This is a genomic window from Aeromonas sp. DNRA1, from assembly GCF_963888745.1.
Classification (GTDB): Bacteria; Pseudomonadota; Gammaproteobacteria; order Enterobacterales; family Aeromonadaceae; genus Aeromonas; species Aeromonas hydrophila.
Map to the genome: position 1 here is coordinate 638,629 of NZ_CAWPKQ010000003.1, position 24,772 is coordinate 663,400.

Here is a 24,772-nt window from a genome sequence, read left to right on the forward strand (position 1 = left end):
TGTTATCTTGTGTTGACTGAAATTCCTCTGTTTCGTTAATCACTGGTTTCACGGTAGTAGCACTATGTCCCAACCCTGGTATCGCCAATTCTGGCCCTGGTTCATCATCGCCCTCCCGACCGCAGCCGTGATCGGCAGCATCAGCACGGCGATCATCGCCAGCAAGGATGGCGTCAACCTGGTAGCCGAAGACTATTACAAGCAAGGCAAAGAGATTAATCAGGATCTCAGCAAGTTTGATCGCTCCGAAGCCCTCAACATCCACATCGCGCTGGAGGTCAACGGCAACGAGCTGACCCTCAAGCCGCTGTCGGGCGATATCCCGGCCGGCCAGGCACTCTACCTCTCCCTGTTTCACCCCACCCTCGCCGGCATGGACAGCGAGCACATGGTGACCGCCGACGGCAATGGCATCTATCGCCTGCTGCTCGACAAGCCGCTCACCGGCAAGTGGCACGTGCGGGTGGATGCCTTCAACCACGAATGGCGGCTGCAAGAGACTGTCCAGCTCCCCACCAAGGCCCCCGTCGAACTCGATCCCAAAGGACGCTGAGTCATGAGCCGTCCTGTTCACCATGACACGCCGGCAGCAACCGGCGCTTCCCTGTTTTTGTCGACAGGCCGGGCGGCCTGCGGCCAGCTGTCATGAGCGGCTGCTTTCACTGTGGTGAGCCGGTGCCCGCCGGCAGCCGCTATGCCCTCGAGATAAAAGGCATAGTCCAGCCCATGTGCTGCCCCGGTTGTCAGGCGGTGGCGGAAACCATACTGGAGTGCGGCCTGGCCAGCTATTACGAGCACCGCACCGCACCCGGCACCAAGGGCGAGCTGGTACCCGAAGAGCTCGCTGCCCTCACCCACTACGATCTGGCCGAAGTGCAGCAGGATTTTGTCACCGACAGCGCCACCGGCAGCCACAAGGTGCGCGAGATCCAGCTGACGGTGGAAGGCCTGACCTGCGCCGCCTGTGCCTGGCTCATCGAGCGTCATCTGGGCAACCTGGCCGGGCTGCACTACATCAACGTCAACACCACCACCCACCGGGCCCGCATCAAGTGGGATCCGGACCGGCTCTCTTTGAGCGACATCCTCAAGGGTTTTGCCAAGATTGGCTATCGCGCCTACCCCTTCCAGACTCACCAGCAGGAAGCGCTCTACGCCAAAGAGGTGCGCAGCTACATGTTCCGGCTGGCACTGGCGGGGCTCGGTTCCATGCAGGTGATGATGTGCGCGGTGGCGCTCTACATGGACCTCTTCATCAGTGTCGAAGAGGAGTTCATGGTCTACTTCAAGTGGATAAGTCTGCTGCTCTCCACCCCCATCATGATCTACTCGGCCCAGCCCTTCTACGTGGGCGCCTGGCGCAGCCTCAGGCAGGGACACCTCTCCATGGACGTGTCGGTGTCGCTGGCACTGATCGGTGCCTTCGTCGCCTCCATGTGGGCCACCGTGTTCAACACCGGCGAGGTCTATTACGACTCCATCACCATGTTCGTCTTCTTCCTGCTGCTGGGGCGCTTCCTCGAGCTGCGGGCCAGACGCAAGGCCTCCGAGTCGAGCTCCAACCTGGCGCGACTGGTGCCCATCATGGCCACCCGGCTCGATGAGGAGGGTGAACACGAGGTGGCCGCCAAGACGCTGCAGGTGGGCGATCGGGTGCGAGTGCTGGCGGGGGCTACCCTGCCGGCGGATGGCATCATCCTGCTTGGGCAGGCCAGCCTCAACGAATCCATGCTGACCGGCGAGCAGCTGCCACTGCTCAAACGGACGGGGGATGCCGTCTACGCCGGCACCATCAATACCGACGCCCCCCTCGAGATCCGGGTCAGCCATCGCATCGAAGAGTCGCGCCTGGCCCAGATCATGCGGCTGCAGGATCACGCGCTGGACGACAAACCGGCCATTGCCCAGATGGCGGACGTACTCTCTCGCCACTTCATTCTGGTGCTGCTGTTCATCGCCGCCGGCGTCTGGACCTTCTGGCACTTCCATCAGCCGGAGCAGGCCTTCTGGGTCACCCTGGCGGTGCTGGTGGCGACCTGCCCCTGCGCCCTGTCGCTGGCCACCCCCACCGCGCTCACCTCAGCCACCGCCCGCCTGACCCGCGCCGGCATTCTGCTGCGCCGCGGCCACGTGCTGGACGTGCTGACCCGAGCCAACCGCATTGTGATGGACAAGACCGGCACCCTGACCACGGGCAATATAAGCCTCACCAGCACGGAGGCCCTTGGTAACCTCGACGCGGCGCGCTGCCTTGCCATCGCCCGCGCCCTGGAGGCCTATTCCGAACACCCCATCGCCCGCGCCTTTCGCAGCAACGCCGCAGAGGACGCCGTACTGCTGGCGGCCAGCAAGGTGACCCCCGTCATTGGACACGGTATCGAGGGGGTGATCGACGGTCGCCACTATCGCCTCGGCAGTGCCCGCTGGCTCGGCATCAGCGATGCCCACGAAACGCAAGCGGACGGGCTGGTCATCTATCTGGCCGACGAGGATCGGGCGCTCGCCCGTTTCCTGCTGACCGACACCCTGCGCCCCGATGCGAAGGTGCTGATCCAGGCCTTCAAGGCGGCCGGCCTCAAGACCACCATCCTCACCGGCGACAGCTCGGCCCAGGCCGACGAGGTGGCCCGCGAGCTGGGGGTCGACGAACTGGTCAAGGGCGTCACACCGGATGGCAAGCTGGCCTACCTCAAGGAGCACGAGGCCCACGGCGATATCAGCATCATGGTGGGAGATGGCATCAACGACGCCCCGGTGCTGGCCGGTGCTCACGCCTCCTTCGCCATGGCCGGCGGCACCGATCTGGCCAAGAACAGCGCCGACGCCATTTTGCTGGCCGACGATCTCTCCCGCCTGCTGGATGCCCGCGCCCTGGCGCTGCGCACCCGCAAGATCATCAAGGAGAACTTCGCCTGGTCCATCGGTTACAACCTGCTGGTGCTGCCGCTGGCGGCGAGCGGCTGGCTGCCCCCCTACGTGGCGGCGGCGGGCATGTCATTGAGCTCCCTCATCGTGGTCACCAACTCCATGCGGCTCACCGCTGAGCCGTGGCCACAGGGACAGACAGGGTGAAGGGAGCGGGCTCCGGTCAGGCTCCCTTCACCATCGAATCGACGGGCCTACGGCCACCAACGGGTGTACCATGACCCTTTTCATTGCAAGGCTTGCTGCATGAACATCATCTTCGTCCTCATCCCCATCGCCATCCTCTTCGTCATCATCGCCGGCGCCGTCTTCTTCTGGGCCATTCGCTCCGAGCAGTTTGAAGATCTCGACCGCCAGGGTTCCAATATCCTGTTCGACGAAGAGCACCCCGCCCCCAAACATGCCGAACACGAGCACAAAGATGACGGCCACCCTTGATCTGCTGGGCGCCCTGCTGGTGGGACTGGCTGGCGCCGGCCACTGCATCGGCATGTGCGGCGGTGTCTCCGCCGCCCTCTCCATGGCCATTCCTGCCGAGAAGCAGCACTTCTGGGGCCGGCTCGGTTATCTGCTCAACTACAACCTCGGCCGGATCCTCAGCTATGTGATTGCCGGTGCCTTGGTCGGGGGACTGCTGGCCACTACCAGTGAACTCGGCGCGGGCAAGCACGCCATCGCCGGCTTGCGGCTGGTGGCGGCCTTCCTGATGATTGCCCTCGGGCTCTATCTCGCCGGCTGGTGGCAGGGGGTGTTGCTGCTCGAGCGCATTGGCGCTAGGTTGTGGCCCCGCCTCAAGCCGCTGGCGGGCAAGTTTATCCCCTTCACCTCGGCCTGGCAGGCACTGCCGTTTGGCATGGTCTGGGGCTGGCTCCCTTGCGGGCTGGTCTACTCCATGTTGACCTGGAGCGCAGCAGCGGGATCGGCTGGCGGCGGAGCACTGATCATGCTCTTTTTCGGCCTCGGCACCCTGCCGACCCTGTTTGCGCTGGGGGGGCTGGCAGATCGGCTGCGCTACTGGCTGACCCTGCGCAGTTTGCGCCTTGGAGGGGCCCTGCTGCTCATCGCATACGGGCTGCATACCCTCTGGATCGGGATTGCGTCCTTTTGAAACCCTATCCAAAACGGATGAGTTGATGGTAAACTTGTTTGATATAAATCAATTATTCGTATGAGCCTATGATCCCGGAAAAGAAACCTGGCAGACGTATTCAGAGCGGTGGCTGTGCAATTCATTGCCAGGATTGCAGCATCAGCCAGCTCTGCATTCCCTTCACTCTGAACGACAACGAGCTCGATCAGCTGGACAGCATCATCGAGCGCAAGAAGCCGATCCAGAAGGGTGAAGAGTTGTTCAAGGCCGGCGATGAGCTTAAATCGCTCTACGCCATCCGTTCCGGGACCATCAAGTCATACACCATCACCGAGCAGGGTGACGAGCAGATTACTGCCTTCCACCTGGCTGGCGATCTGGTCGGCTTTGACGCCATCCACAAGCAGGCGCACCCCTCCTTCGCCCAGGCGCTGGAAACCGCCATGGTGTGCGAGATCCCGTTCGACGTGCTCGACGATCTCTCCGGCAAGATGCCGAAGCTGCGCCAGCAGATCATGCGGCTGATGAGCAACGAGATCATGGGCGACCAGGAAATGATCCTGCTGCTCTCCAAGAAGAATGCCGAAGAGCGCCTCGCCGCCTTCCTGCACAACCTGTCGGTGCGCTTCTCCGAGCGTGGTTTCTCCGCCAAGGAGTTCCGCCTCTCCATGACCCGCGGTGACATCGGCAACTACCTCGGCCTCACCGTCGAGACCATCAGCCGTCTGCTGGGCCGCTTCCAGAAGTCCGGTCTCATCAGCGTCAAGGGCAAATATATTACCGTACTGGATCACGTCGCCCTCGGCGTCATGGCCGGTGCAACCCGCCCCCCCTGCGGTTAAGCTTCCTCTCTCTGGTGCCGGATCGGTTTACCCCGAAATTTGATCCGGCACACGTCCCCCCTTCTCCTCCTGAGCTAAGCTGTAATGGCTAAAGGTCTGCCATCATTGGTATTTTTGCCAAGGAGGAGGAGAACATGGTCAAGTACCGAAAAATTCTGGTGGTCATCAACCCGGAAGAAGAGCGGCAAATCGCCCTCGAACGTGCGGTCAAGGTAGCCGAGCTGGATGAAGGCGCCCAACTGACCCTGTTGCTCACCATTTACGACTTTTCGTATGAAATGACCGCCATGCTGTCGGTGGATGAGCGGGAAGAGATGCGCCACGGAGTGATTGCCCAGCGCCGCGAATGGCTCGACGACATTCTCAAACCCTACCGTGCCCGTGGACTGGATTGCGAGATCAAGGTGGTCTGGCACAACCGTCCCTTCGAATGCATCATTCAGGAAGTGCTGGAGCAGCGCCACGATCTGGTGGTCAAGGCCACTCACCACCACTCCTTCCTGCAAACCTTCATCTTCACCCCCACCGACTGGCATCTGCTGCGCAAGTGCCCCTGCCCCGTGCTACTGGTGAAAGAGGGTCATTGGCAGCGGGGCGGCAACATCATCGCCGCCATCAATTGCTCCAGCGACGATCAGGATCAGAAACTGCTCAACGAGCGGATCACCGAAGAGGGGATCGCCATCGCCGAGCTGCTCGGCTCCAACCTCTATCTGGTCAACACCTATCCGGGCACCCCGGTCAACGTGGCCATCGAGCTGCCGGAGTTTGACCCCAACGCCTACAACGACGCCATTCGCAAACACCATGAGAGCCTGCTGCTGAGCCACGCCGACAAATACGGCATCGGTCATCTCTGGACCCGGGTGGCGGAAGGCCTGCCCGAAGAGGTGCTGCCCGATCTCGCCGGCGAGCTGCAGGCCACCCTGATGATCATGGGGTGCGTCGGTCGCACCGGGCTCTCCGCCGCCCTGCTCGGCAACACCGCCGAACACGTGGTGGATCGTCTCGCCTGCGACATGCTGATCCTCAAGCCCGCCGATTACAGCTGCCCGGTCGATAGCCGCCGTCCAGCATAAGCCTTTCTTGCCCTCCCCCGGGACATGGCTATAATAAGCCGCTTATTTTTGTCCCGGGTTTCAGGTCATGCTAGAAGAGCTTAACGCCAAAGAAAAATACAGTTTCAACAAACTGCAGAAGCGCCTGCGGCGCAACGTAGGTCAGGCCATCGCCGACTTCAACATGATTGAAGAGGGGGACAAGGTCATGGTGTGCCTGTCCGGCGGCAAGGACAGCTTCGCCATGCTCGACATTCTGATGAGCCTGAAGGCCAGCGCCCCCATCCACTTCGATCTGGTAGCGGTCAACCTGGATCAGAAGCAGCCCGGCTTCCCCGAGCACGTGCTGCCCGAATATCTGAGCACCCTCGGCATCGATTTCAAGATCGTCGAAGAGGATACCTACGCCATCGTCAAGGAGAAGGTGCCGGAGGGCAAGACCACCTGCGCACTCTGCTCCCGCCTGCGCCGCGGCATTCTCTACCGCACCGCCCAGGAGCTGGGTTGTACCAAGATTGCCCTTGGCCACCACCGCGATGACATCCTCGAGACCCTGTTCCTCAACATGTTCTACGGCGGCAAGCTCAAGTCCATGCCGCCCAAGCTGGTGAGCGACGACGGCAAGAACGTGGTGATCCGTCCGCTCGCCTACTGCAAGGAGAAGGACCTGGTGCGCTACGCCGAGGTCAAGGCCTTCCCCATCATCCCGTGCAACCTGTGTGGCTCTCAGGAGAACCTTCAGCGCCAGGCCATCAAGCAGATGATGCAGGAGTGGGATCGCCGCTTCCCGGGTCGTCTCGAGACCATGTTCACCGCCATTCAGGACGTGATCCCGAGCCACTTGCTCGATCACAAGCTGTTTGACTTCAAGAGCATCAACCGCGACTCCGGCATCATCGACGGCGGCGACAAGGCGTTTGATCCGCCCGAACTGCCCAAGGCACCGCTGCTGGACATCGACGAGATGGACATGCTGGACGTCATTGAGGTGCGCTAAGCCCACCTCAGCCACAAAAAAGGAGCGCCAGGCGCTCCTTTTTCATTTTTATGCCGGCCACCCTCAGTGGCAGCTCAAGATGGGCTAGCCCTTGTGCAGCCAGGGCGTCAGCCGCAGGATCTCTCCCTGCAGCTGCAGCTTGCCCTCGCCAAAATCCGCCAGCTGGGCGTTGCTCAGCAACAGTTGCCCCTCTTGCCAGGGCAGCGGCAGCTGGCGAGCACCGTCGATGAGGTAGGCGGTGCCGCTTGGCTGCACCAGGCTGACCCTCACCCCCGTCATCTCGGGCAGGAAATATTTGCCGACCATGCCGGCCAGCTTCTCCAGCAGGCTCTGCATGTCGTGCTGGCGCCCCGTCAGCTCGCTCACCTTGAGCTCCCACCGACTGTCTGCCGGCGGCGGCACGTCCGCCATCACCTGTACCGACAGATCGCAGGCCTCATGGGGCTCGGTGAGCCCCACCACCACGGTCGCCTTGTCGAGATTCAGATCGTCGTCATAGGGCAGCCGCAATTCGCTGTCGATGGTCACCTCGGCCGCCACGTCCCGATCCAGGGTCGAGACCCGTGCCGAGGTGAGCAGGCAGCGCCGGCCATTTTGCTGATCGGTCAGATAAAAACCCAGCCTGGCGTGGCCAAACTCCCCTTTGGCGAAGGTCTTCATCTGGCTGTAGAAGGTGCCGTACTGCAGCTCAAGGGAGGGCTGCGCCACTGCCAGCATGGGCGCCATCAGCAGCGCGGCCGCCATCCCGTATCGATTGTTCATATGCCATCCTTTTGCATCACGCATCTGTACGCGCCGCTATCTGTTGCTGTTGTCTGAGCCCTGCATGCCGTCAGGCATTGAAATGATCGGGGCCCTGGCTCACCTCGGTCACTTCGACCGCCACCCCGCACAGATCCCGGTAGAGGATCCCCTTGCAGTTGAAATAGAGCGGTGCCACCCAGATAAGTCCCAGCCCCATGGGGATCAGCGCCAGGAAGAACAGCGCCATCATGACCCCGTGCAGCAGCACTATGCTGGGCCAGCCACGGGCAAACAGGCGCAGAGAGACCAGGATGGCCTGCACCGGTGACAGGCCGCGCTCCAGCACCAGCGGTACGGTAAACACCAGTCCCATGCCGATCAGGGCCGACGGAATGAAGGCCAGCATTACCGGCAGACCCAGCAGTTCGAACAGCGGGCCGAACAGGCTGGTGATGAGGCTGCCGAGCAGGCTCAGGCTGCCAAGACGCAGGAAGTGGCGAAAGAAGTCGAATACCTGGCTCGGGCGGGCACGCACCCCCACCGACTGCTGCAAGCCCAGCATGTCGAGGGAGGAGGTCATCGGCGACATGATGATGGTGATGAGCAGGCTCAGCACCAGGGCCACGTCCATCCCCCCTTCCTGATTGACGTAGGGGGCGAGCAGGGTGTTGCTCAACAGCATCCAGATGGCTGTCACCCCGACAATGGCCAGCAGCAGGCCGAATCCGGTGCGCCGCGTCTGTTGCCAGCTCTCCTGCAATACCCCCTTGAGGTCGAGACGATATCCCTGGCTCAGGGACTGTTCGAGGGAACCACCTATCCGCATTTTGTTACTCAATTGACTATCCAACATCCGAAAAACTGCTATTCAGGGAGCACATTATAGCGATTTGACCCGGCATGCGTAGCCGTTTTTCCCGCACGGCTGCGCTCAAAAAGCCTTTGATTTCATCACCCCCCATAATCCAGGCCAGGATCCCCTCCTTGGCCGACGGCCACCAGGGGCGTAGGATGCCAGGCGACAGTGCGGTTTTTTTTTGCGCGCCCCGCCCTACCCGGGAATACAGGGGGCACGCGCTTTACAAGGAGATGTTCATGTCTGATTTGACCCTCTATCTTGCGCCCGGTACCTGCGCCATGGCCGTGCGTATCGCCCTCACCGAAGCCGGTGCCCCTCACCGGATCAAGCAGCTGGATCTGGCGGCAGGCGAGCAGTGCTCCCCTGCCTATCTCGCCATCAACCCCAAAGGCCGAGTGCCGGCGCTGGTGACCGAGCGCGGCGTACTCACCGAGACGCCGGCCTTGCTGCTCTATGTGGCGCAGCGTTTTCCCGATGCCGGGCTGGCACCGCTGGACGACCCCTTTTTGCTGGGCAGGATGCAGGAGGTGCACGGCTTTCTCGCTGCCACCGTGCACGTCGCCCATGCCCATGGCCGGCGCGGCAGCCGTTGGGCCGATGACCCGCAGGCCATCGCCGCCATGCAGGCCAAGGTGCCACACAACATGCGCGAGGGCTTTGCCGAGATTGAACGCCATTATCTGGCCGGCCCCTGGGTGCTGGGGGAGCGGTTCAGCCTGGCCGACATCTACCTGTTCGTGGTGGCGAGCTGGCTCGAGGGCGACGGGGTGGCCATCAGCGAATTTCCCAAGGTAGCGGACCACTATCGGCGCATGCTGGCACGTCCCGGCGTGCAGCAAGGGCTCGCCCTCTAGTCCGTTCATTGCGGGTGCCAGTGCTCTTCTGGCACCTGTTTTTCCCCACTTCCCCCTCGCCATTGAGATCGTTTTCACATTTCTGCCATCTCTTGGTGGATCAAAACCGCCTGAGCGCCTATCTTCCACCCCATGACGCAACCGGTTGCGTAACCGGTTGCCTAGCTAACATCAGATACGCGGGCATAGCCTGCCGAGGTGCTGTATGAAACGAGGCGTACTGCTCAATGCTCCCCTGAGTGCCCTGGTGGCACGGATGGGTCACACCGACGAGATCACCGTCTGCGATGCGGGCCTGCCCATTCCGGCCGGCCCGGAGCGCATCGATCTGGCGCTGATGGCGGGGACGCCGAGCCTTGAAACCGTGCTGACCGCCCTGCTCACCGACCTGGTGGTGGAGAAGGTGATCATGGCGAGCGAGATCAAGCAGATCAGCCCCGCCGCCCATCAGGCGCTGGTGGATCAGCTGGAGGCGCACGCCGCCGCCCAGGGCAAGCCCATCATCATCGAGTACTGCCTGCACGAAGCATTCAAGGCTCGCTCCCACCAGAGCAAGGCCATCGTGCGCAGCGGCGAGGTGACCCCCTACGCCAATCTCATTCTCTGCGCCGGCGTGGCGTTTTAAATTCCCAAGGAAGCAGCTATGAGCAACGCCAATATGCCCCCCTCGCCCATTCTGGCGCTTTCCGGGATCGTCAAGACCTTCCCCGGGGTGCGCGCCCTCGATGAGGCGGGCCTCAAGGTCTATCCGGGCCAGGTGATGGCCCTGCTCGGCGAAAACGGCGCCGGCAAGTCCACTCTGATGAAGGTACTGACCGGCATCTATCAAGCTGATGCGGGCAGCGTCAGCTACCGCGGGCAACCGGTCCATTTCAAGGGCCCCCGCGACTCCCAGGATCAGGGGATCAGCATCATCCACCAGGAGCTGAACCTGCTGCCGGAATTGTCGATTGCCGCCAACATCTTCCTCGGTCGCGAACCCCGTACCCGCTTTGGCAACATCGACCACAAGCAGTTGCGTGAGCGTGCCAGCACCCTGCTGGCACGGCTTGGCGTCAAACACGGCCCGGATACCCGGCTCGGGGATCTCTCCATCGGTGAACAGCAGATGGTGGAGATCGCCAAGGCGCTGTCGTTCGATGCCAGCGTCATCATCATGGACGAGCCCACCGATGCCCTCACCGACACCGAGACCGAGCAGCTGTTCGTGGTGATCCGCGAGCTGCGTGAGCAGGGCTGCGGCATCGTCTACATCTCCCATCGCTTGAAGGAGATCTTCGAAATCTGTGATCGGGTCACCGTGCTGCGCGATGGCAAGTGGATAGGCGAGCAGGCGGTGAGCGAGCTCGATGAAGACAGGATCATCGAGATGATGGTGGGTCGCCGGCTGGAAGAGCAGTATCCGCGCCTTGAGCGCGAGCTCGGCCCGGTCAGCCTGCAGGTCAAGGATCTGGCCGGTCCCGGCGTGCGCGGGGTGAGTTTCTCCCTGCGTCAGGGGGAAATTCTGGGCTTCAGCGGCCTGATGGGGTCCGGGCGTACCGAGCTGATGAAGCTCATCTACGGTGCCAGCCCCATCAGCGCCGGTGAAGTGGCAGTGGACGGTCATGCTCTAGTGCCCAAAAGCCCGGCCGATGGTCTGGCCGCGGGCATCGCCTACATCTCCGAGGATCGCAAGGGCGATGGCCTGGTGCTGGAGCTGTCGGTGCGCGAAAACATGAGCCTGTGCGCCCTTGGCGAGTTCATCAGCCACGGCAAGATTGACGGCCAGGCCGAGCGCCAAGCGGTGGGCGACTATGTGCGTCTGTTCAACATCAAGACTCCGAGTCAAGAACAGCTGATAAAACTGCTCTCCGGCGGCAACCAGCAGAAGGTGGCCATTGCCAAGGGGCTGCTGACCCGGCCCAAGGTACTGATCCTGGACGAGCCGACCCGCGGCGTCGATGTCGGCGCCAAGAAGGAGATCTATCAGCTCATCAACCAGTTCAAGAAGGAGGGGATGAGCATCATCCTGGTCTCCTCCGAAATGCCTGAAGTACTCGGCATGAGTGATCGCATCATGGTGATGCACGAAGGGCGCATCAGCGCAGAATTCAACACCCGCGATGCCAATCAGGAGAAGCTGATGGCAGCGGCAGTCGGTAAACAGTGGCAAGCAGAGCAAGAGGCAGCACAATGACAACCCAAACCCTTTCCCGCCGCGGCGTCATGAGCAAGGCCTGGTGGATCGAGAACAAATCCCTGGTGGCGCTGCTGGTGCTGATCGGCGTGGTCTCCTTCCTGAGCCCCAACTTCTTCACCGCCGACAACCTGCTCAACATCCTGCGCCAGACCTCGGTCAACGCCATCATGGCGGTCGGCATGACGCTGGTCATCCTCACCGCCGGCATCGATCTGTCGGTCGGCTCGGTGCTGGCCCTGTGCGGCGCCCTGGCCGCCACCATGGTCGCCCTGGAGCTGCCCATCGCCCTGGTGATCCCCCTCACCCTGGGGGCCGGCGCCCTGCTTGGCGGCATCAGCGGCCTCATCATTGCCAAGGGCAAGGTACAGGCCTTCATCGCTACCCTGGTCACCATGACCGCCCTGCGCGGCGTCACCATGGTCTATACCGAGGGGCGCCCCATCTCCACCGGTTTCAGTGACGGCGCCGATCACTTCGCCTGGCTGGGTACCGGTTACCTGTTCGGTCTGCCGGTGCCCATCTGGCTGATGGCCATCGTCTTCCTGCTGGCCTGGTTCATGCTCAACCACACTCGCCTGGGCCGCTACATCTATGCCCTCGGCGGCAACGAATCGGCCACCCGCCTCTCCGGCATCAATGTGGACCGGGTGAAGCTCGCGGTGTATGGTCTGTGCGGCATGCTGTCGGCACTGGCCGGGCTCATCGTCACTTCCCGCCTCTCCTCCGCCCAGCCGACCGCCGGCATGGGTTACGAGCTGGATGCCATCGCCGCCGTGGTGCTGGGTGGCACCAGCCTGATGGGGGGCAAGGGCCGCATCATGGGTACCCTGATCGGGGCGCTCATCATCGGCTTCCTCAACAATGCCCTCAACCTGCTCGATGTATCGTCCTATTACCAGATGATTGCCAAGGCCAGCGTGATTTTGCTCGCCGTGATGATCGATAACAAAAGCAAGTAAGCACACACAAGGAATGAAATGATGAAAAAGCTCAATACCCTGCTCGCTGCCGCCATCATGTCCGTGCTGGGCACCGCCCAGGCCGCCGATCACACCCTGGCCATGGTGGTCTCCACCCTCAACAACCCCTTCTTCGTCACCATGAAGGAAGGGGCCGAAGCCAAGGCCAAGGAGCTTGGCTACGAGCTGGTGGTGCTGGACTCCCAGAATGACCCGGCCAAGGAGCTCTCCAACATGGAAGATCTCACCGTGCGCAAGGTCAACGCCATCCTGATCAACCCGACCGATTCCGAAGCGGTGGGCAACGCCATCCGCTTGGCCAACAAGGCCAACATCCCGGTGCTGACCCTGGACCGCGGCGCAGCGCAGGGTGACGTCAAGGCCCACATCGCCTCCGACAACGTGGCGGGCGGCAAACTGGCCGGCGATTTCATCACCCAGAAGCTGGGTGCCGGTGCCAAGGTGATCCAGCTGGAAGGGATCGCCGGTACCTCCGCCGCCCGTGACCGCGGCGAAGGCTTTGCCCTGGCCGTGGCCGCCAACAAGCTGGAAGTGCTGGCCTCCCAGCCCGCCGACTTTGACCGCACCAAGGGTCTGAACGTCATGGAGAACCTGCTGGCCGCTCACCCGAGCGTGCAGGCGGTGTTCGCCCAGAATGACGAGATGGCGCTGGGTGCCATCCGCGCCGTGCAGGCCGCCGGCAAAGAGGTGATGATCGTCGGCTTCGACGGCACCGACGATGGCAAAGCCGCCGTGGCCAAGGGTAAACTGGCCGCCACCGTGGCCCAGCAGCCCGCACTGATCGGCGCCATCGGCGTGGAAACCGCCGACAAGGTGCTCAAGGGCCAGCCGGTGGAAAAATCCATCCCGGTTCCGCTGCAAGTGGTCAGCAAGTAAGTTGACGGGGGGAGGTTCGCCTCCCCCTTTTCATTCAAGGTTTACGGTGCCTCCCGGCCTGGATCCGGCTTTCGTGTCCATGCCAAGATGCATCAGGAGTACTCAACATGAATCGTCTCGTCGTTCTGGGCAGTGTCAATGCAGACCACGTGCTGCGCGTTCCTCACTTTCCTCGCCCGGGTGAAACCCTGACCGGCCACAGCTATCAAGTGGTGCCCGGTGGCAAGGGCGCCAACCAGGCGGTGGCCGCCGCCCGGTTAGGTGCAGAAGTCTCCTTTATCGCCCGCATCGGTGATGACGCCATCGGCCACCAGATGAAAACCGGGTTTGCCAACGACGGCATCGATGTCAGCGCCGTCGAGCTCGACCCCAAGCTCCCGACCGGGATCGCCATCATTTATGTGAGCGATGAGGGGGAGAACAGCATCGGCATCTCCGCCGAAGCCAACCGCGCCCTCACCCCGGCCGTGGTGAAAAGCCATGAAGCGATGATCGCCGCCGCCCACACTCTGCTGCTGCAGCTGGAAGTGCCGCTGGAGAGCGTGCTGGAAGCCGCCCGGCTGGCCCGCGCCCACGGCACCCGGGTAGTGCTCAACCCCGCCCCCGCTCGCCCGCTCTCAAACGAACTGCTGGCACTGGTCGACCTCATCACTCCCAACCAGACCGAGGCCGAGCTGCTGACCGGCGTCAAGGTCACCGACGAGGCGAGCGCGGCTCAGGCGGCTGCCCGCTTCCACCAGATGGGCATCGGTGAGGTGATGATCACCCTGGGGTCCCAAGGGGTCTATTGCAGCAAGGGGCAGCAACAGGCGCTCATGCCGGGTTTTCGGGTCAAGGCGGTGGATACCACGGCGGCCGGGGATACCTTCAACGGCGCCTTCCTGGCGGCCGAGCTCGCCGGCGCCGACTTTGACGCTGCCGTACGCTTTGCCCACGGGGCGGCGGCACTCTCCGTCACCCGGTTTGGTGCCCAGAGCTCCATCCCGAGCAAGCAGGAGGTCGATGCCTTCCTCCTTGAACAGACTGCACAGGGGCACTGATGGCCAATATCAAGGAGGTGGCCGCGCTGGCGGGGGTGTCGACCACCACTGTCTCCCACGTCATCAACGAGACCCGCTTCGTCGCCGAAGAGACCCGCGAGCGGGTCTTTAGCGCCATGCACGAACTCAACTATGCCCCGAGCCTGGTGGCCCGCAGCCTCAAGGTAAAGGAGACCAACAGCATCGGCATGCTGGTCACCACCTCCAGCAACCCCTTCTTCGCCGAGGTGGTACGCGGGGTGGAGCGCTACTGCTTCGAGCAGGGTTACAACCTGATGCTGGGCAACACCGAAGGACAGGCCGAGACGGCGCTCTCCTACCTCAAGATGATGCTCAGGAAACGGGTCGACGGCCTGCTCATCATGTGCAGTGAAGGGCAGCAGGAGGTGTTCAACCAGCTCGACTGGCTCAAGAGCCTGCCGGTGGTGGTGATGGACTGGGGGATGGAGAGTGCCGACGTGGATCTCATCGCCGACAACTCCCATCGCGGCGGCTACCTGGCGACCCGTCACCTGCTGGAGCTGGGTCACTCCGCCATCGGCTGCATCACCGGCCCCCACAGCCGCGCCCCGGCCAACCAGCGCCAGGCGGGTTTCGAGCAGGCCATGCAGGAGGCCGGGCTCACCGTCAATCCGGGCTGGATCCAGGAGGGAGACTTTGACTGCGCCAGCGGTGCCGCCGCCATGACCCGCCTGCTGGCACTGCCAGAGCGTCCCACCGCGCTGTTTGTCTGCAACGACATGATGGCCATGGGGGTCATCAGTGCCGCCCATCAGGCGGGGCTGGTGATCCCCCGCGATCTCTCAATCGTCGGCTATGACAATGTGGCGCTGGCCCAGTTCATGTCCCCCCCGCTCACCACGGTCAATCAACCGAAAGAGGAGCTGGGCCGCCTCGCCGTCACCCGGCTGCTGGCGCGCATCAACGGCGAGGCGGTGGCGGATCATTTGATCACCGTCGACCCTGACCTGGTGATCAGGGATTCTTGCGCTCCCCGTTCCTGAGATTCACCTGCAATATAAAACGCAAGGCGACCCTGGGGTCGCCTTGCTGCGTTTTGTCTCAGGCCGGTTCAATACCGCCATTTGTGCTCAGGCCAGCTGCCTTGCCTCACCGCCCGCCAGCACCTGCAGTTGCACCAGCCCCAGTCGCCGGGCCAGCGGCTGCAACAGCTCGCTGTGCTCCGCGTCATCTGGCAACCAATAGCGGACAGGCCAGCCGGCCGCCAGCTGGGCCGGGGTAGCGCTGCCAATGTCTCTGAGCGCCAGGGTGCAACCCTGCTGCCGCAATCCCGCCAGCAAGGCAGCATCCGGCAGCAGCGTCGGCACCAGCAGCACTAGCGGCGTGCAGGAGGTGTCCGGTAGATAGGCTACGACATGGGCCAGCTGGGCCTGGTTGTCGAGCGGGAGCAACAAGGCCCGACCATCGGCATGCTGCGCCTCGTGCGCTTGCAGCAACCGGGCCAGCACGGGCCCCAGCACGCCGCACTCCTGCAGCCAGCGCATGGGACAGAGCCCCCCCTGCTCACGCCAGTAGAGCGTCATTTGCCACAGGTCGTTGCCCTGCCCATCCGTCAGCCCCTGCAACGCCACTCGCAGTGGCGCAGGCTCGCGCCCGGCCAGCCAGTCGCGCAGCTGATGAAGCTGCTGCTGACTCAACTGCAACTGCTGCAGCATGGCAGGCGCAAACCAGCAGATGTCCCCGTCCTGGCTGCGCTTGGCCTGATTGAGGGCCAGGATGGCCTGATCCAGCAGCCGGCCGGCATCCTGTTGCTGCGCCTTGGCCACCCCGAGCCGACAGGCAAGATCGAAGCTGCACTCCCGGGTCACGAACTCGAAATGGAGCAGGCTCACCAGCTCATGGATGCGGGGTTCCAGCGCGCCATCCGCTCGGGTCAACATCACCGCGAACTCGTCGCCACCGAGCCGGTAGGCGTGGCCACTATGGGCCTGCTGCAGCTTGTCGGCCACCGTCTGCAACAGCCGATCACCGACCTGATAACCCAGCAGATCATTGACCTGCTTGAAGCGCTTGAGATCGAGCACCACCAAGGCGCTCGCCTCACCGGCATGCAGGGCGCGGGAGAGCTGCTCCTGCAGGGCACGGCGGTTGCCAAGCCGGGTCAGGGGATCGAGCAGGGCGAGCCGGCGATTCGCCAGATTGGCGCGAATGAGGGCAGCCACCAGGGCGCCGCCAGTCAGCAACAGGATAAGTTGCCAGATCTGCAACCAGAACAGGCTGCTGCGGATCTGGCTGACCGAACGCTCCCGCTCCTGGCCGGAGAGGATCTGATCCCCTATCTGCTCGATGAGGCGGGTCTGGCTGGCGATCGCCTCCTGCAGGCGAGCAAGCTCAGCTCCCTCTTGCAGCGCGCCGGCCTCCATCTGGGACTCAAGCTGCTTGATCTGCTCGAACAGTCCGGCCAGTGCCTTGCCAAGCCCGTGCCGCTGGCGCGCCTCGGCGGTTTCGCTGCTGATGAGGAAGATGTCGAGCCGGTTCCACAGCAGATCGTAATCCAGGCTCAGGGTCTCCATTCCCAACCTGCCGGCCCGGTAGAGCTGCAGATCGTAGAGGAAACGCTGGGATTCCAGCATCACCTGGCTGATGTTCCAGTGGATATTGCGGTAGAAGGTATCGACCAGCTGCTCCTGGCGATGCTGCAGATAGAGGCTGCTGCCCGAGGAGAGCAGAAACAGCAGCGACACCGCAACCAACAGCAGTTTGTGGCGGGATAGCCCCATCAATCGACGATCTCGATGCGGGTCACCTGCCACACCATGCAATTGTGGATGGCGGGCACGTCCAGCTTGGGATAGGTAGTGAACGGAATGAGCAACCAGAGCGGCCCCTTGTTGCGCCGGGTCAGCGGCTTGCCGTCCTCTTGGCGCACCAGGGTCAGCGGCACGCCGTCGAACAGGGCCAGATCCACCACCTGCTGATAGCCGTTGAGGGCCGAGACGGCGATCTTGCGGGCATCCAGGATCCCTTGCGCCGCCAGCACGGCTGCCAGGGTCGGCCCACGATAGTGGTGGGAGCCCTGGGTCCAGGGGGTGGTAGTGGTGAATTCGGTCTGCGGCAGGGCGGACAGGGCCGCCTCATCGAGGGTCACTTGCTGGCCACTTGGCAGCACCAGGGTCATCAGGGGGATCGAGGCCGATGCGCCGGCACTGGCCAGCATCAGGAGGAAAAAAGCGATCCATTGCTTTACTGCGGTCATGGTAATTTGCGCCAACTGCGTCCCATTTTTTGTGGCTGCCAGTGTGGCGATTTCACCGGTTCATTGCAACTGTCCAGTCGCACAATAGCTCAGGGACCGCGCATCTCCATCCAGTTGTGGCCCTCGATCTGCGCCGGCTGGTGGACGCCGCAACTTTGCAGCAGCTCATCCACATAGGCCGGCACCAGCAACGAGGCTGGGCCGTAGCGCTTCTCGTCAAACTGGCCGCCCACTTCGCTCGGTTCGAGGTTGAGCTCGATGGTGTGGGCACCGTTCAATCCCGCCTCGTGCACGAAACCGGCCGCCGGATAGACGGCGCCCGAGGTGCCGATGGAGATGAACAGATCGCACTGGGCCAGCGCGCTGTAGATGCGATCCAGCCCGAGCGGCATCTCGCCGAACCAGACCACGTGCGGGCGCAGCGGCTGGGGAAACTGGCAGCAGGTGCACAGCTCCTCCTGCTGCAGATCGCCGCGCCATTCGATCACCTGGCCCGAGCCCGGGCAACGCGCCTTGAGCAGCTCCCCGTGCATGTGAATGAGGTTCTTGCTGCCGGCGCTCTCGTGCAGGTTGTCGATGTTCTGGGTCACCAGGGTGACGCAGCCCGGCAGCAGGCGCTCGAGCCGGGCCAGCGCATAGTGGGCCGGATTGGGGTGGATGTGGGGTTGCTGCAGCTGGTGGCGGCGGGAGTTGTAAAAACCCTGCACCAGGGCAGGATCCCGTGCGTAGCCCTCCGGCGTCGCCACGTCTTCGACCCTGTGCTCTTCCCACAGACCGTCACAGGCGCGAAAGGTCTTGATGCCCGACTCTGCCGAGATCCCGGCACCGGTAAGAATGACGATGTGTTTCGCTGACTGCACCATGACTGACTCCCTCTGACAACCTCTCTGGCTGACCTTAGCACAGGGTGAAAAACCGGCCTATTCGCCCTTGGTCTTATGACGCGGTTACAGGGTGTCGAGCACGCTCAGATCGAGTCGCACGAACACCAGCTCCCGCCCCGTCACCAGGGTGAGCGGCAAGCCCAGCCCGCGCAGCAGCGCCAGCATGGGGCGATTCTGGGGCAGCACCTCAGCCGTCCACTCGCGAATGCCTTCAGCGCGCGCCAGCAAGGCCAGCGCCAGCAGGATGCGTCGCCCTGCGCCCCGCTGCTGGAAGTGATCGGCGACGATGCAGGAGAACTCGGCCCGATCCGGGTGCAGCCGCCGCCGGATGGACTGGGCCTGGGCCAGCGGTCGCCCCTGACCATCGGTCAGCAGCAGCCCGATCTGCTGCTCCTTGGGGTAATCGAGGAAGAAGGCGAGCTGCTCGTCACTCGGGATCTGCTTGGCGCGCATGAAACGCAGATAGACACTCTGTTCGCTGAGCTCGCCATAGGCGGCCCTGATCCGCTCGGGATCGGCTCCCGCCAGCTCCTGCAAGCGGCAGGGAATGCCCCCCACCTCCATCATCAGCGGCAGGGCTGCCCGCGAATGAGGATGCAGCCAGCCGGCCAGGGCGCGTCGCAGCCGGGCCTCGTCCGGTGGCCAGCAGAGGTAGCGGGCCACCGTCTACCAGCGCCCCGCCACGCCCTGATCGCGCCACAGATTGCTGTCCAGCAGGTTGAAGGGATCGTCCAGATAGAGGGCGATCCCGAGCTCCCTGGCCCGGTTGATGAAGCGCCCCAGCAGGGAGTCCGGGGTCATGGCTTCCAGCTCGGGCAGCAGACTCTGTCCCAGCAGCAGGTGTTGCAGCGGCATCCGCTCCAGCAAGTCGAACGGGATGTGTTGATCGTTGTCCAGCAGCAGTGCCAGCTTGGCCCCCGCCAAACTGGCCTGCAGCACCAGGGCAAAACGCTCCGCCTGGCTCAGCAGGTGGTCACGCCGGTGGATGAGCAGGGTGAGCTCGCCGGGCTCCCTGCCCTGCTGGACCAGCCATTCGCGCACCCGCTCCCAGCGTGGCGGCAAGCCGGTCACTGCCAGCCAGATGGGCAAAGGCGACGGAGGATCGGACAAGAGCCCGAGCAGCCCTTTCTCTTCCCCCTGCCAGGTGCGGATGGTGCGGCGCAGGCCACTCAACCGGCGTTGGCGCTGCGGCCCCAGATAGAGCGTCTTGAGCAGCCGCAGCAGATCGTCGGCCTGCAGCGGCTTGGCCAGGGCGGCCAGCACGTTGAAACCGGCGTCGTGCAGCAGGCGGCGGGCTCCGTCGATCAGAGTCTGATCGTGGGCGGAGAGCAGCACGATGGGCAAGCCACTGTGCTGGTATTGGGGCTGGCTCATCAGCAGGCTGATGGCATCCTGCTCCACCAGACTGAGATCGCTCACCAGCAGCTTGACCTCGTCGCCGGCCAGCGCCTTGATGCAGGCGTTGCCATCCTGCACCCACTGGCAAGGCACTCCCAGCCCCTTGATCTCCTGCTGGATGTGGGCCCCCTGAAACGGGTGATCCTCCAGCAGCAGCACCTGGGTCTGGGCCAGCCACTCCTGCCACGCCAGGTAGCGGCCATTGACTCCCGCCAGCCAGTCGTCGGTGAGGCGATAGACACCCTCGGCCTGCGCCGTCAGCTGTGGCAGATAGTCAGCTCCCACATGGGAGTCGGGATCGAACAGGGCGATGGCGCCGGCGGCAAACAGCCCTTCCCACTGCCAGCAGGCATCGGGGCGGGTGCGGCGCAAGGTGGCGAACTCGGGCAGCGTGACGTCCTTTGCCGTCCGATAGGCGACCCCATCTAGGGCATAGATGGTCACGGGGTGGAACAGGCGCTCGTCCGTCTCTTCCGAGTTCAGCAACGCCAGTAACTCTTCATCTGTGATGATCATGTCAGAGCCTCTCACGTAGTCGCCGGCACACCTCATCCAGAGCTTGCCGCAGCGGGGGTAGCAGGGGTTGCCGTGGATCCTGTTTCCACTGCTCGATCACCTGAACAAGCGGGGTGGCCCCCACCATTTTGGCGGCCCCCTTCATCTTGTGTAAAGCGGCTTCAAGCGCCATCTCGTCCCCTTGTGTGACGCAGCGCTCAATGTCTGCCAGATCCTGCCCGGTCGCGTCCAGATAGAGCGGGATAAGCTCCGGCGCCAGCAGCGACACCTCCCGCGCTGCCCAGACCTCCCCTTCGGCCGGCAGATCGCTTTGAGCCGGTGGCTCAGGTGCGGGTGCCTGGTCGGGCTCGCCCAGGCTGCGCAGCAGATTGGCCAAATCTTTGAGCAGCAGCGGCTTGTCCAGATGACCGCGACAACCACAGCTGGCCAGCTGCGCCGCCGCCTGCTCGCTGAGATCGGCGGTGATGACGTAGGTGGGCAGATGCTGCCAGCGCGGCGAGTCACGCAGCTGACGGCAAAGCTCGGCCCCGTCCATCACCGGCATCTGCAGGTCGGTCAACACCAGATCGACCGTCTCATGCTGCAGGATATCGAGCGCCAGCTGGCCGTTGGCGGCGCTGATCACACGGGCCCCCAGCTGGGTCAGCTGCATGCTGATCAACACCCGGTTCACCTCGTGATCTTCGACCAGCAGCACCCGCATCCCCTGCCCCGGCAGCGTGATCATGCCCTGGCTAGAGGGCACCAGCCTTGGCTGCATCAGACTCACCACCGAGCCAGGCACCCAGGGTTCCCCCTGCCAGTCCCAGTAGCGCAGCCCCTGCTCATCCAGCCGGACACTCAATACCGGGCCGGCCGGATCGTTCTGCAAATCCAGCTCACCCAGCCAAGGCAGCAGATAGTCCCGCTCCGCCTCGCTGAGTTGCACATGCACGCTGGCCACCCTTGGCCGCCAGCGCGGCATCTCCTGCAGCAACACCAGTGGCAGCGCACAGAGGAAGCGGCTGCCGCCGGTCGGCCGCGGTTCGACCCGGATCTCGCCCCCCATCTGCTCCATCAGCTGGCGACAGATGGCAAGTCCGAGCCCGGTGCCCTGGGCCCGCGGCTGACCCGCCTCCCCGCCCTGCTCAAAGGGCAGGAACAGACGCGGCAGCAGCTCGGCACTGATACCGGGCCCCTCATCATCCACTCCGCACAACAACTGGGAGCCAGCGCGGCGGGCCCACAGCACCACCTCGCCACGGGAGCTGAACTTGATGGCATTAGCCAGCAAGTTGTGCAGCACCTGCTGCACCCGGTGGGGATCCAGCTCCACCTGGGCGGGCAGTCGATGATCGAGATCCAGCCGCAGTTGCAGGCGCTTGGAGCGGGCCTTGGACCAGTGCACGGCCGCCACGTGCTCGCACAAATCCACCAGGTCGGTGGGCTGGGGCGAGAGCGCCAGCTGCCGGTTCTCATTGCGACTGAAATCGAGCACGTCGTTGAGCAGCCCCAGCAGTTCGTCCCCCGCCTGGCGGACATGGGCCAGTGCCGAGCGCTGCTCGGCATTGAGGGAGGTGTGGCTGAGCCACTCCAGCAGCCCCAGAATGGCGTTCATGGGGGTACGAATTTCGTGGCTCACCGCCGCGAGGAAACGCCCCTTGGCCAGCACCGCCTGCTCGGCCCGCTCATGGGAGGCCTGCAGCGCCTGCTCCTGCTCGACCCGGGTTGTGACATCCTGCACCACCCCGTACACCCGCCACCCTAACTCGGACTGGCTGCGCCCCCGGCCATAGAACTGCAGCCAGCGGGTGCCCTTGCCCGGGTGTTCATAGCGCAGCGCATAGGAAAAAGGCTGACCGGCCTGCAGCATCTCCAGCATGGGGATCTGCATCTTGCGCCTGTCATGTTGATCCAGCCGGCCCAGCGCCTGACCGGGATTGCGACGGATCTGCTGGCTGGCCAGCCCCAGCAGCTCGTAGCTGCCACGACTGATGAACTCTACCTGGGCGATGCCTTCTCGCTGCAGCAGGAACTGGATCACCACCCCGGGCACCGTATTGGTCAATGCCCGCAGGCGGCGCTCGGCCTGGCGCAACAAGCGGGTGCGCTCACGCAGGGCGCTGATGTTGGAGAGCGCGATGAGATCCCCCGCCGGCGACTGCTTGCCAAGCTGAAGCGGGATCTGGGCATAGGAGTAGACCTGATCGCCCAGGGCCATCTCCCCCTCGCCCCCCTGCAACTGGGCCTCTGGCAGGTGCAGCTCGGCCAGATAGCGAGCCTCAAGTCGTTTGGCCTGCTTGTTGCGCTTGATGATCTCGCCCTGGTTGTCCCGCAGAAACACCGGCACCGGCAGCGCCTGGAACAGGGACTCCCTGAACTGGCTCTCCAGCGCCAGGGTCTGCTCCATCTCCTGACGCTGGCTCACCTCTCTGGCCAGCTGCTGGCGGGAGCGCCAGATCAGCCAGATAACGCCAGCACTGATCAACAGCGCCAGCGACACCGACCCCAGCCAGATCCCGTAGCTGACCCCGGCTTGCTGGGTCAGCACCAGCCGGCGCCAACGCTGATTGAGATCGTCATTCTGCCTGCTGGTGAAGGCCATCAGGCTCTGCTCCATCACCCCGCTGAGTCGCGGGCTGTGATGGCTGATGGCAAACCCCAGCCCGAAGCGTTGAGGTAGCTCCCTGATATCCAGTCCATCCAGCTGGTTGTTGCGAAGCGGGTATTGCAGCTGGTAGAGCTCGGCCAGCATGGCGTCAGCCTCGCCGCTTTGCACCGCCGCAAGCCCCTGCGCCAGGGTGTCACTTTTGCGCCAATGATGTTCGCCATCCAGCCGGGCCAACATCCCTTCGTCATAGAGGGTGGCGGGCACCACTATGTCTCCCTTCACCGCCGCCAGCGTGTCGAACAACTTCGCCTTGCGACTGACCAGGGCATAGCGATTGAGCGCCATGATGCGGGTGAAGTCGAAGGCATCAGTCAGCGCCGGCGTTTCCAGCAGACCGGCCATCATGTCTGCCTCACCGCTGCGCAGCTTCGCCAGCGCCTCTTCCTTGCTGGCGGTTGGGATCACGTGGAAGTTGAGGCCGGTCTGCTGGCTCACCTGCCGCAGTACGTCGGCGCTCCACCCCTTGAGCTCCCCCTGCTCGTCGAGACCGCTGTAGGGCATGAAATCCGGGTTGACGACCAGCTTGATGGCACGGGAGGTGCCAACCAGCCAGGCTTGCTCCTTGTCGGTGAAGTGAAGCGGGTTGATGTCCTGCTCCCCTTGCGCCAGATAGCGATCCAGGTCCTTGTAAAGGGCGCCGGGCGGCAGATAACGGATGGCGGTATCGATGAGCTCGCGCAGTTCCGGCTGGTCACGCATCATCAGCCGGTAGCTCACCACCAGTTCATCGCTGCGCAGCCGACGCAGCCGCAGACCCTGATCCGGGTATTCGCGCATCAGGTAGCGCAGTTGCAGGTAGTCACCGAGATAGGCGGTCCCCTTGCCCGCCGCCAGCGCCGCGTACCAGTTGTCCGCCTCGGTCAGGGGCTGCTGGGTTGAATGGGGATAGAGGGCATGCAGTACCTCGTTTGCCTGCCAGATGGGAGACACCAGGAAGGTCGCCCGCTCCAGATCACCGCGATAGAGGATGGCGGATTCGGCCTCCAGCATGGCGCGGCTCAGTGCCATGCCCGGCAGGGCCTGCAACGAAGGGCCGACATTGGGAATGAGATCGCAGCGCCCCTCCTGCAAACCACGCTGCACCGCTGACCAGTTGGGCAGCTTCTCGTGCAGGAGCGGAAAAGGAAGCTGCTCTGCCAACCTCTCCATCTGATCAATCAGTAAGCCTCCCGATTCCTCGAGATAAGGCGGCCGGATCAGCGCCGGATAGCAGATGGTCAGCGACTTGATGGCATCGGCATACGCCTTGGCCGCCGTGGAGAGGGGGAGATCCATCGCCTGCAGTGGCGCGGCCAGCAGCAGACCTAGCAATAGGCTGGTTTTTCTCATGAAAAAATAAAAGCCAGGCGGCTGCCTGGCTTTTTGTCACTCGTTGGGCTCAACATTTTCGACCCTGGCCTTGAGCTTCTGACCAGGGCGGAAGGTGACCACCCGCCGGGCGCTGATAGGAATATCTTCGCCGGTTTTCGGGTTACGTCCAGGACGCTGGTTCTTCTCACGAAGATCAAAGTTACCGAAGCCTGAAATCTTGACTTGTTCACCACGCTCAAGCGCTTGTCTGATCTCTTCAAAGAAGGCTTCCACCATATCTTTGGCTTCACGCTTGCTCATCCCGAGCTGGGTGAACAGGTGCTCTGCAATGTCGGCTTTGGTAAGCGCCATA

The 24,772-nt window shown here is 63.4% G+C and carries 22 protein-coding genes and 1 pseudogene; 14 read left to right on the top strand and 9 right to left on the bottom strand.

The genetic code is table 11. The features are described from left to right. The first annotated feature begins 64 nt into the window (after window positions 1-64). The 7 genes from AACQ43_RS12820 (at window position 65) to ttcA (ending at window position 6,912) form a co-directional block, all read left to right on the top strand. Entirely contained in the window at window positions 65-553 is a 489-nt protein-coding gene (locus AACQ43_RS12820; protein ID WP_076360786.1) for a FixH family protein, read from the top strand. Between the two features lie 92 nt (window positions 554-645). After that, window positions 646-3,072, top strand: coding sequence for a heavy metal translocating P-type ATPase (locus AACQ43_RS12825; protein WP_168967518.1), 2,427 nt, complete (start codon window positions 646-648; stop codon window positions 3,070-3,072). A 99-nt stretch (window positions 3,073-3,171) separates the two neighbouring features. Further along, complete coding sequence (ccoS, locus tag AACQ43_RS12830) at window positions 3,172-3,363, top strand: cbb3-type cytochrome oxidase assembly protein CcoS (RefSeq protein ID WP_168967519.1); 192 nt, start codon at window positions 3,172-3,174, stop codon at window positions 3,361-3,363. Beyond that, window positions 3,347-4,033, top strand: a complete 687-nt coding sequence (locus AACQ43_RS12835; RefSeq protein ID WP_024945239.1) for a sulfite exporter TauE/SafE family protein — start codon at window positions 3,347-3,349, stop codon at window positions 4,031-4,033. Before ccoS ends, AACQ43_RS12835 begins: the two co-directional genes overlap by 17 nt. A gap of 68 nt (window positions 4,034-4,101) precedes the next feature. Next, window positions 4,102-4,857, top strand: coding sequence for an FNR family transcription factor (locus AACQ43_RS12840; protein WP_005300768.1), 756 nt, complete (start codon window positions 4,102-4,104; stop codon window positions 4,855-4,857). A gap of 134 nt (window positions 4,858-4,991) precedes the next feature. Next, on the top strand, window positions 4,992-5,936 hold the full coding sequence (gene uspE / locus AACQ43_RS12845; protein WP_005300766.1) for a universal stress protein UspE: 945 nt from the start codon (window positions 4,992-4,994) through the stop codon (window positions 5,934-5,936). A 67-nt stretch (window positions 5,937-6,003) separates the two neighbouring features. After that, entirely contained in the window at window positions 6,004-6,912 is a 909-nt protein-coding gene (gene ttcA, locus AACQ43_RS12850; protein WP_005300763.1) for a tRNA 2-thiocytidine(32) synthetase TtcA, read from the top strand. A gap of 84 nt (window positions 6,913-6,996) precedes the next feature. Here the strand turns inward: ttcA and AACQ43_RS12855 are convergent, their stop codons facing one another. After that, window positions 6,997-7,674, bottom strand: coding sequence for a DUF2987 domain-containing protein (locus AACQ43_RS12855; protein WP_168967520.1), 678 nt, complete (start codon window positions 7,672-7,674; stop codon window positions 6,997-6,999). 70 nt (window positions 7,675-7,744) lie between these two features. After that, window positions 7,745-8,482 (bottom strand): hypothetical protein, encoded by a 738-nt coding sequence (locus tag AACQ43_RS12860; protein ID WP_029303065.1) that lies wholly within the window; start codon window positions 8,480-8,482, stop codon window positions 7,745-7,747. 269 nt (window positions 8,483-8,751) lie between these two features. Between AACQ43_RS12860 and AACQ43_RS12865 the strand changes: the two genes are divergently transcribed. The 7 genes from AACQ43_RS12865 (at window position 8,752) to AACQ43_RS12895 (ending at window position 15,448) form a co-directional block, all read left to right on the top strand. After that, entirely contained in the window at window positions 8,752-9,369 is a 618-nt protein-coding gene (locus tag AACQ43_RS12865) for a glutathione S-transferase family protein (RefSeq protein ID WP_168967521.1), read from the top strand. A gap of 205 nt (window positions 9,370-9,574) precedes the next feature. Next, window positions 9,575-9,994, top strand: coding sequence for a D-ribose pyranase (gene rbsD, locus AACQ43_RS12870; RefSeq protein ID WP_168967522.1), 420 nt, complete (start codon window positions 9,575-9,577; stop codon window positions 9,992-9,994). 18 nt (window positions 9,995-10,012) lie between these two features. Next, on the top strand, window positions 10,013-11,545 hold the full coding sequence (rbsA, locus tag AACQ43_RS12875) for a ribose ABC transporter ATP-binding protein RbsA (protein ID WP_168967523.1): 1,533 nt from the start codon (window positions 10,013-10,015) through the stop codon (window positions 11,543-11,545). Continuing rightward, on the top strand, window positions 11,542-12,507 hold the full coding sequence (gene rbsC, locus AACQ43_RS12880; RefSeq protein WP_168967524.1) for a ribose ABC transporter permease: 966 nt from the start codon (window positions 11,542-11,544) through the stop codon (window positions 12,505-12,507). Before rbsA ends, rbsC begins: the two co-directional genes overlap by 4 nt. 21 nt (window positions 12,508-12,528) lie before the next feature. After that, the gene (gene rbsB, locus AACQ43_RS12885; protein WP_010634030.1) at window positions 12,529-13,404 is read left to right on the top strand and encodes a ribose ABC transporter substrate-binding protein RbsB; all 876 of its coding nucleotides are present in this window, start codon (window positions 12,529-12,531) and stop codon (window positions 13,402-13,404) included. Window positions 13,405-13,511: 107 nt separating this feature from the next. After that, window positions 13,512-14,444 (top strand): ribokinase, encoded by a 933-nt coding sequence (rbsK, locus tag AACQ43_RS12890; RefSeq protein WP_168967525.1) that lies wholly within the window; start codon window positions 13,512-13,514, stop codon window positions 14,442-14,444. Next, a complete protein-coding gene (locus AACQ43_RS12895) occupies window positions 14,444-15,448 on the top strand; it encodes a substrate-binding domain-containing protein (protein ID WP_168967526.1) in 1,005 nt (334 codons plus the stop codon). Before rbsK ends, AACQ43_RS12895 begins: the two co-directional genes overlap by 1 nt. An 87-nt stretch (window positions 15,449-15,535) precedes the next feature. Here the strand turns inward: AACQ43_RS12895 and AACQ43_RS12900 are convergent, their stop codons facing one another. The 7 genes and pseudogenes from AACQ43_RS12900 to ihfA all read right to left on the bottom strand — a co-directional run bounded on the left by AACQ43_RS12900 (window position 15,536) and on the right by ihfA (window position 24,771). Further along, entirely contained in the window at window positions 15,536-17,185 is a 1,650-nt protein-coding gene (locus AACQ43_RS12900) for a GGDEF domain-containing protein (RefSeq protein WP_168967527.1), read from the bottom strand. Further along, entirely contained in the window at window positions 17,185-17,661 is a 477-nt protein-coding gene (locus tag AACQ43_RS12905; RefSeq protein ID WP_168967528.1) for a hypothetical protein, read from the bottom strand. The genes AACQ43_RS12900 and AACQ43_RS12905 overlap by 1 nt, the downstream gene beginning before the upstream one ends. An 89-nt stretch (window positions 17,662-17,750) precedes the next feature. After that, a pseudogene (gene cobB, locus AACQ43_RS12910) lies at window positions 17,751-18,536 on the bottom strand (Sir2 family NAD+-dependent deacetylase); the annotation flags it as partial. Window positions 18,537-18,608: 72 nt separating this feature from the next. After that, complete coding sequence (locus AACQ43_RS12915; RefSeq protein ID WP_168967530.1) at window positions 18,609-19,208, bottom strand: GNAT family N-acetyltransferase; 600 nt, start codon at window positions 19,206-19,208, stop codon at window positions 18,609-18,611. Window positions 19,209-19,211: 3 nt separating this feature from the next. Then, window positions 19,212-20,459, bottom strand: a complete 1,248-nt coding sequence (locus AACQ43_RS12920; protein WP_168967531.1) for a response regulator — start codon at window positions 20,457-20,459, stop codon at window positions 19,212-19,214. Window position 20,460: 1 nt separating this feature from the next. Beyond that, window positions 20,461-24,420 carry an ATP-binding protein gene (locus AACQ43_RS12925; protein ID WP_168967616.1) on the bottom strand — a complete coding sequence of 1,320 codons (3,960 nt, stop codon included), beginning with the start codon at window positions 24,418-24,420 and terminating at the stop codon, window positions 20,461-20,463. A gap of 54 nt (window positions 24,421-24,474) precedes the next feature. Further along, window positions 24,475-24,771 carry an integration host factor subunit alpha gene (gene ihfA / locus AACQ43_RS12930; protein ID WP_005300715.1) on the bottom strand — a complete coding sequence of 99 codons (297 nt, stop codon included), beginning with the start codon at window positions 24,769-24,771 and terminating at the stop codon, window positions 24,475-24,477. Window position 24,772: the final 1 nt, after the last annotated feature.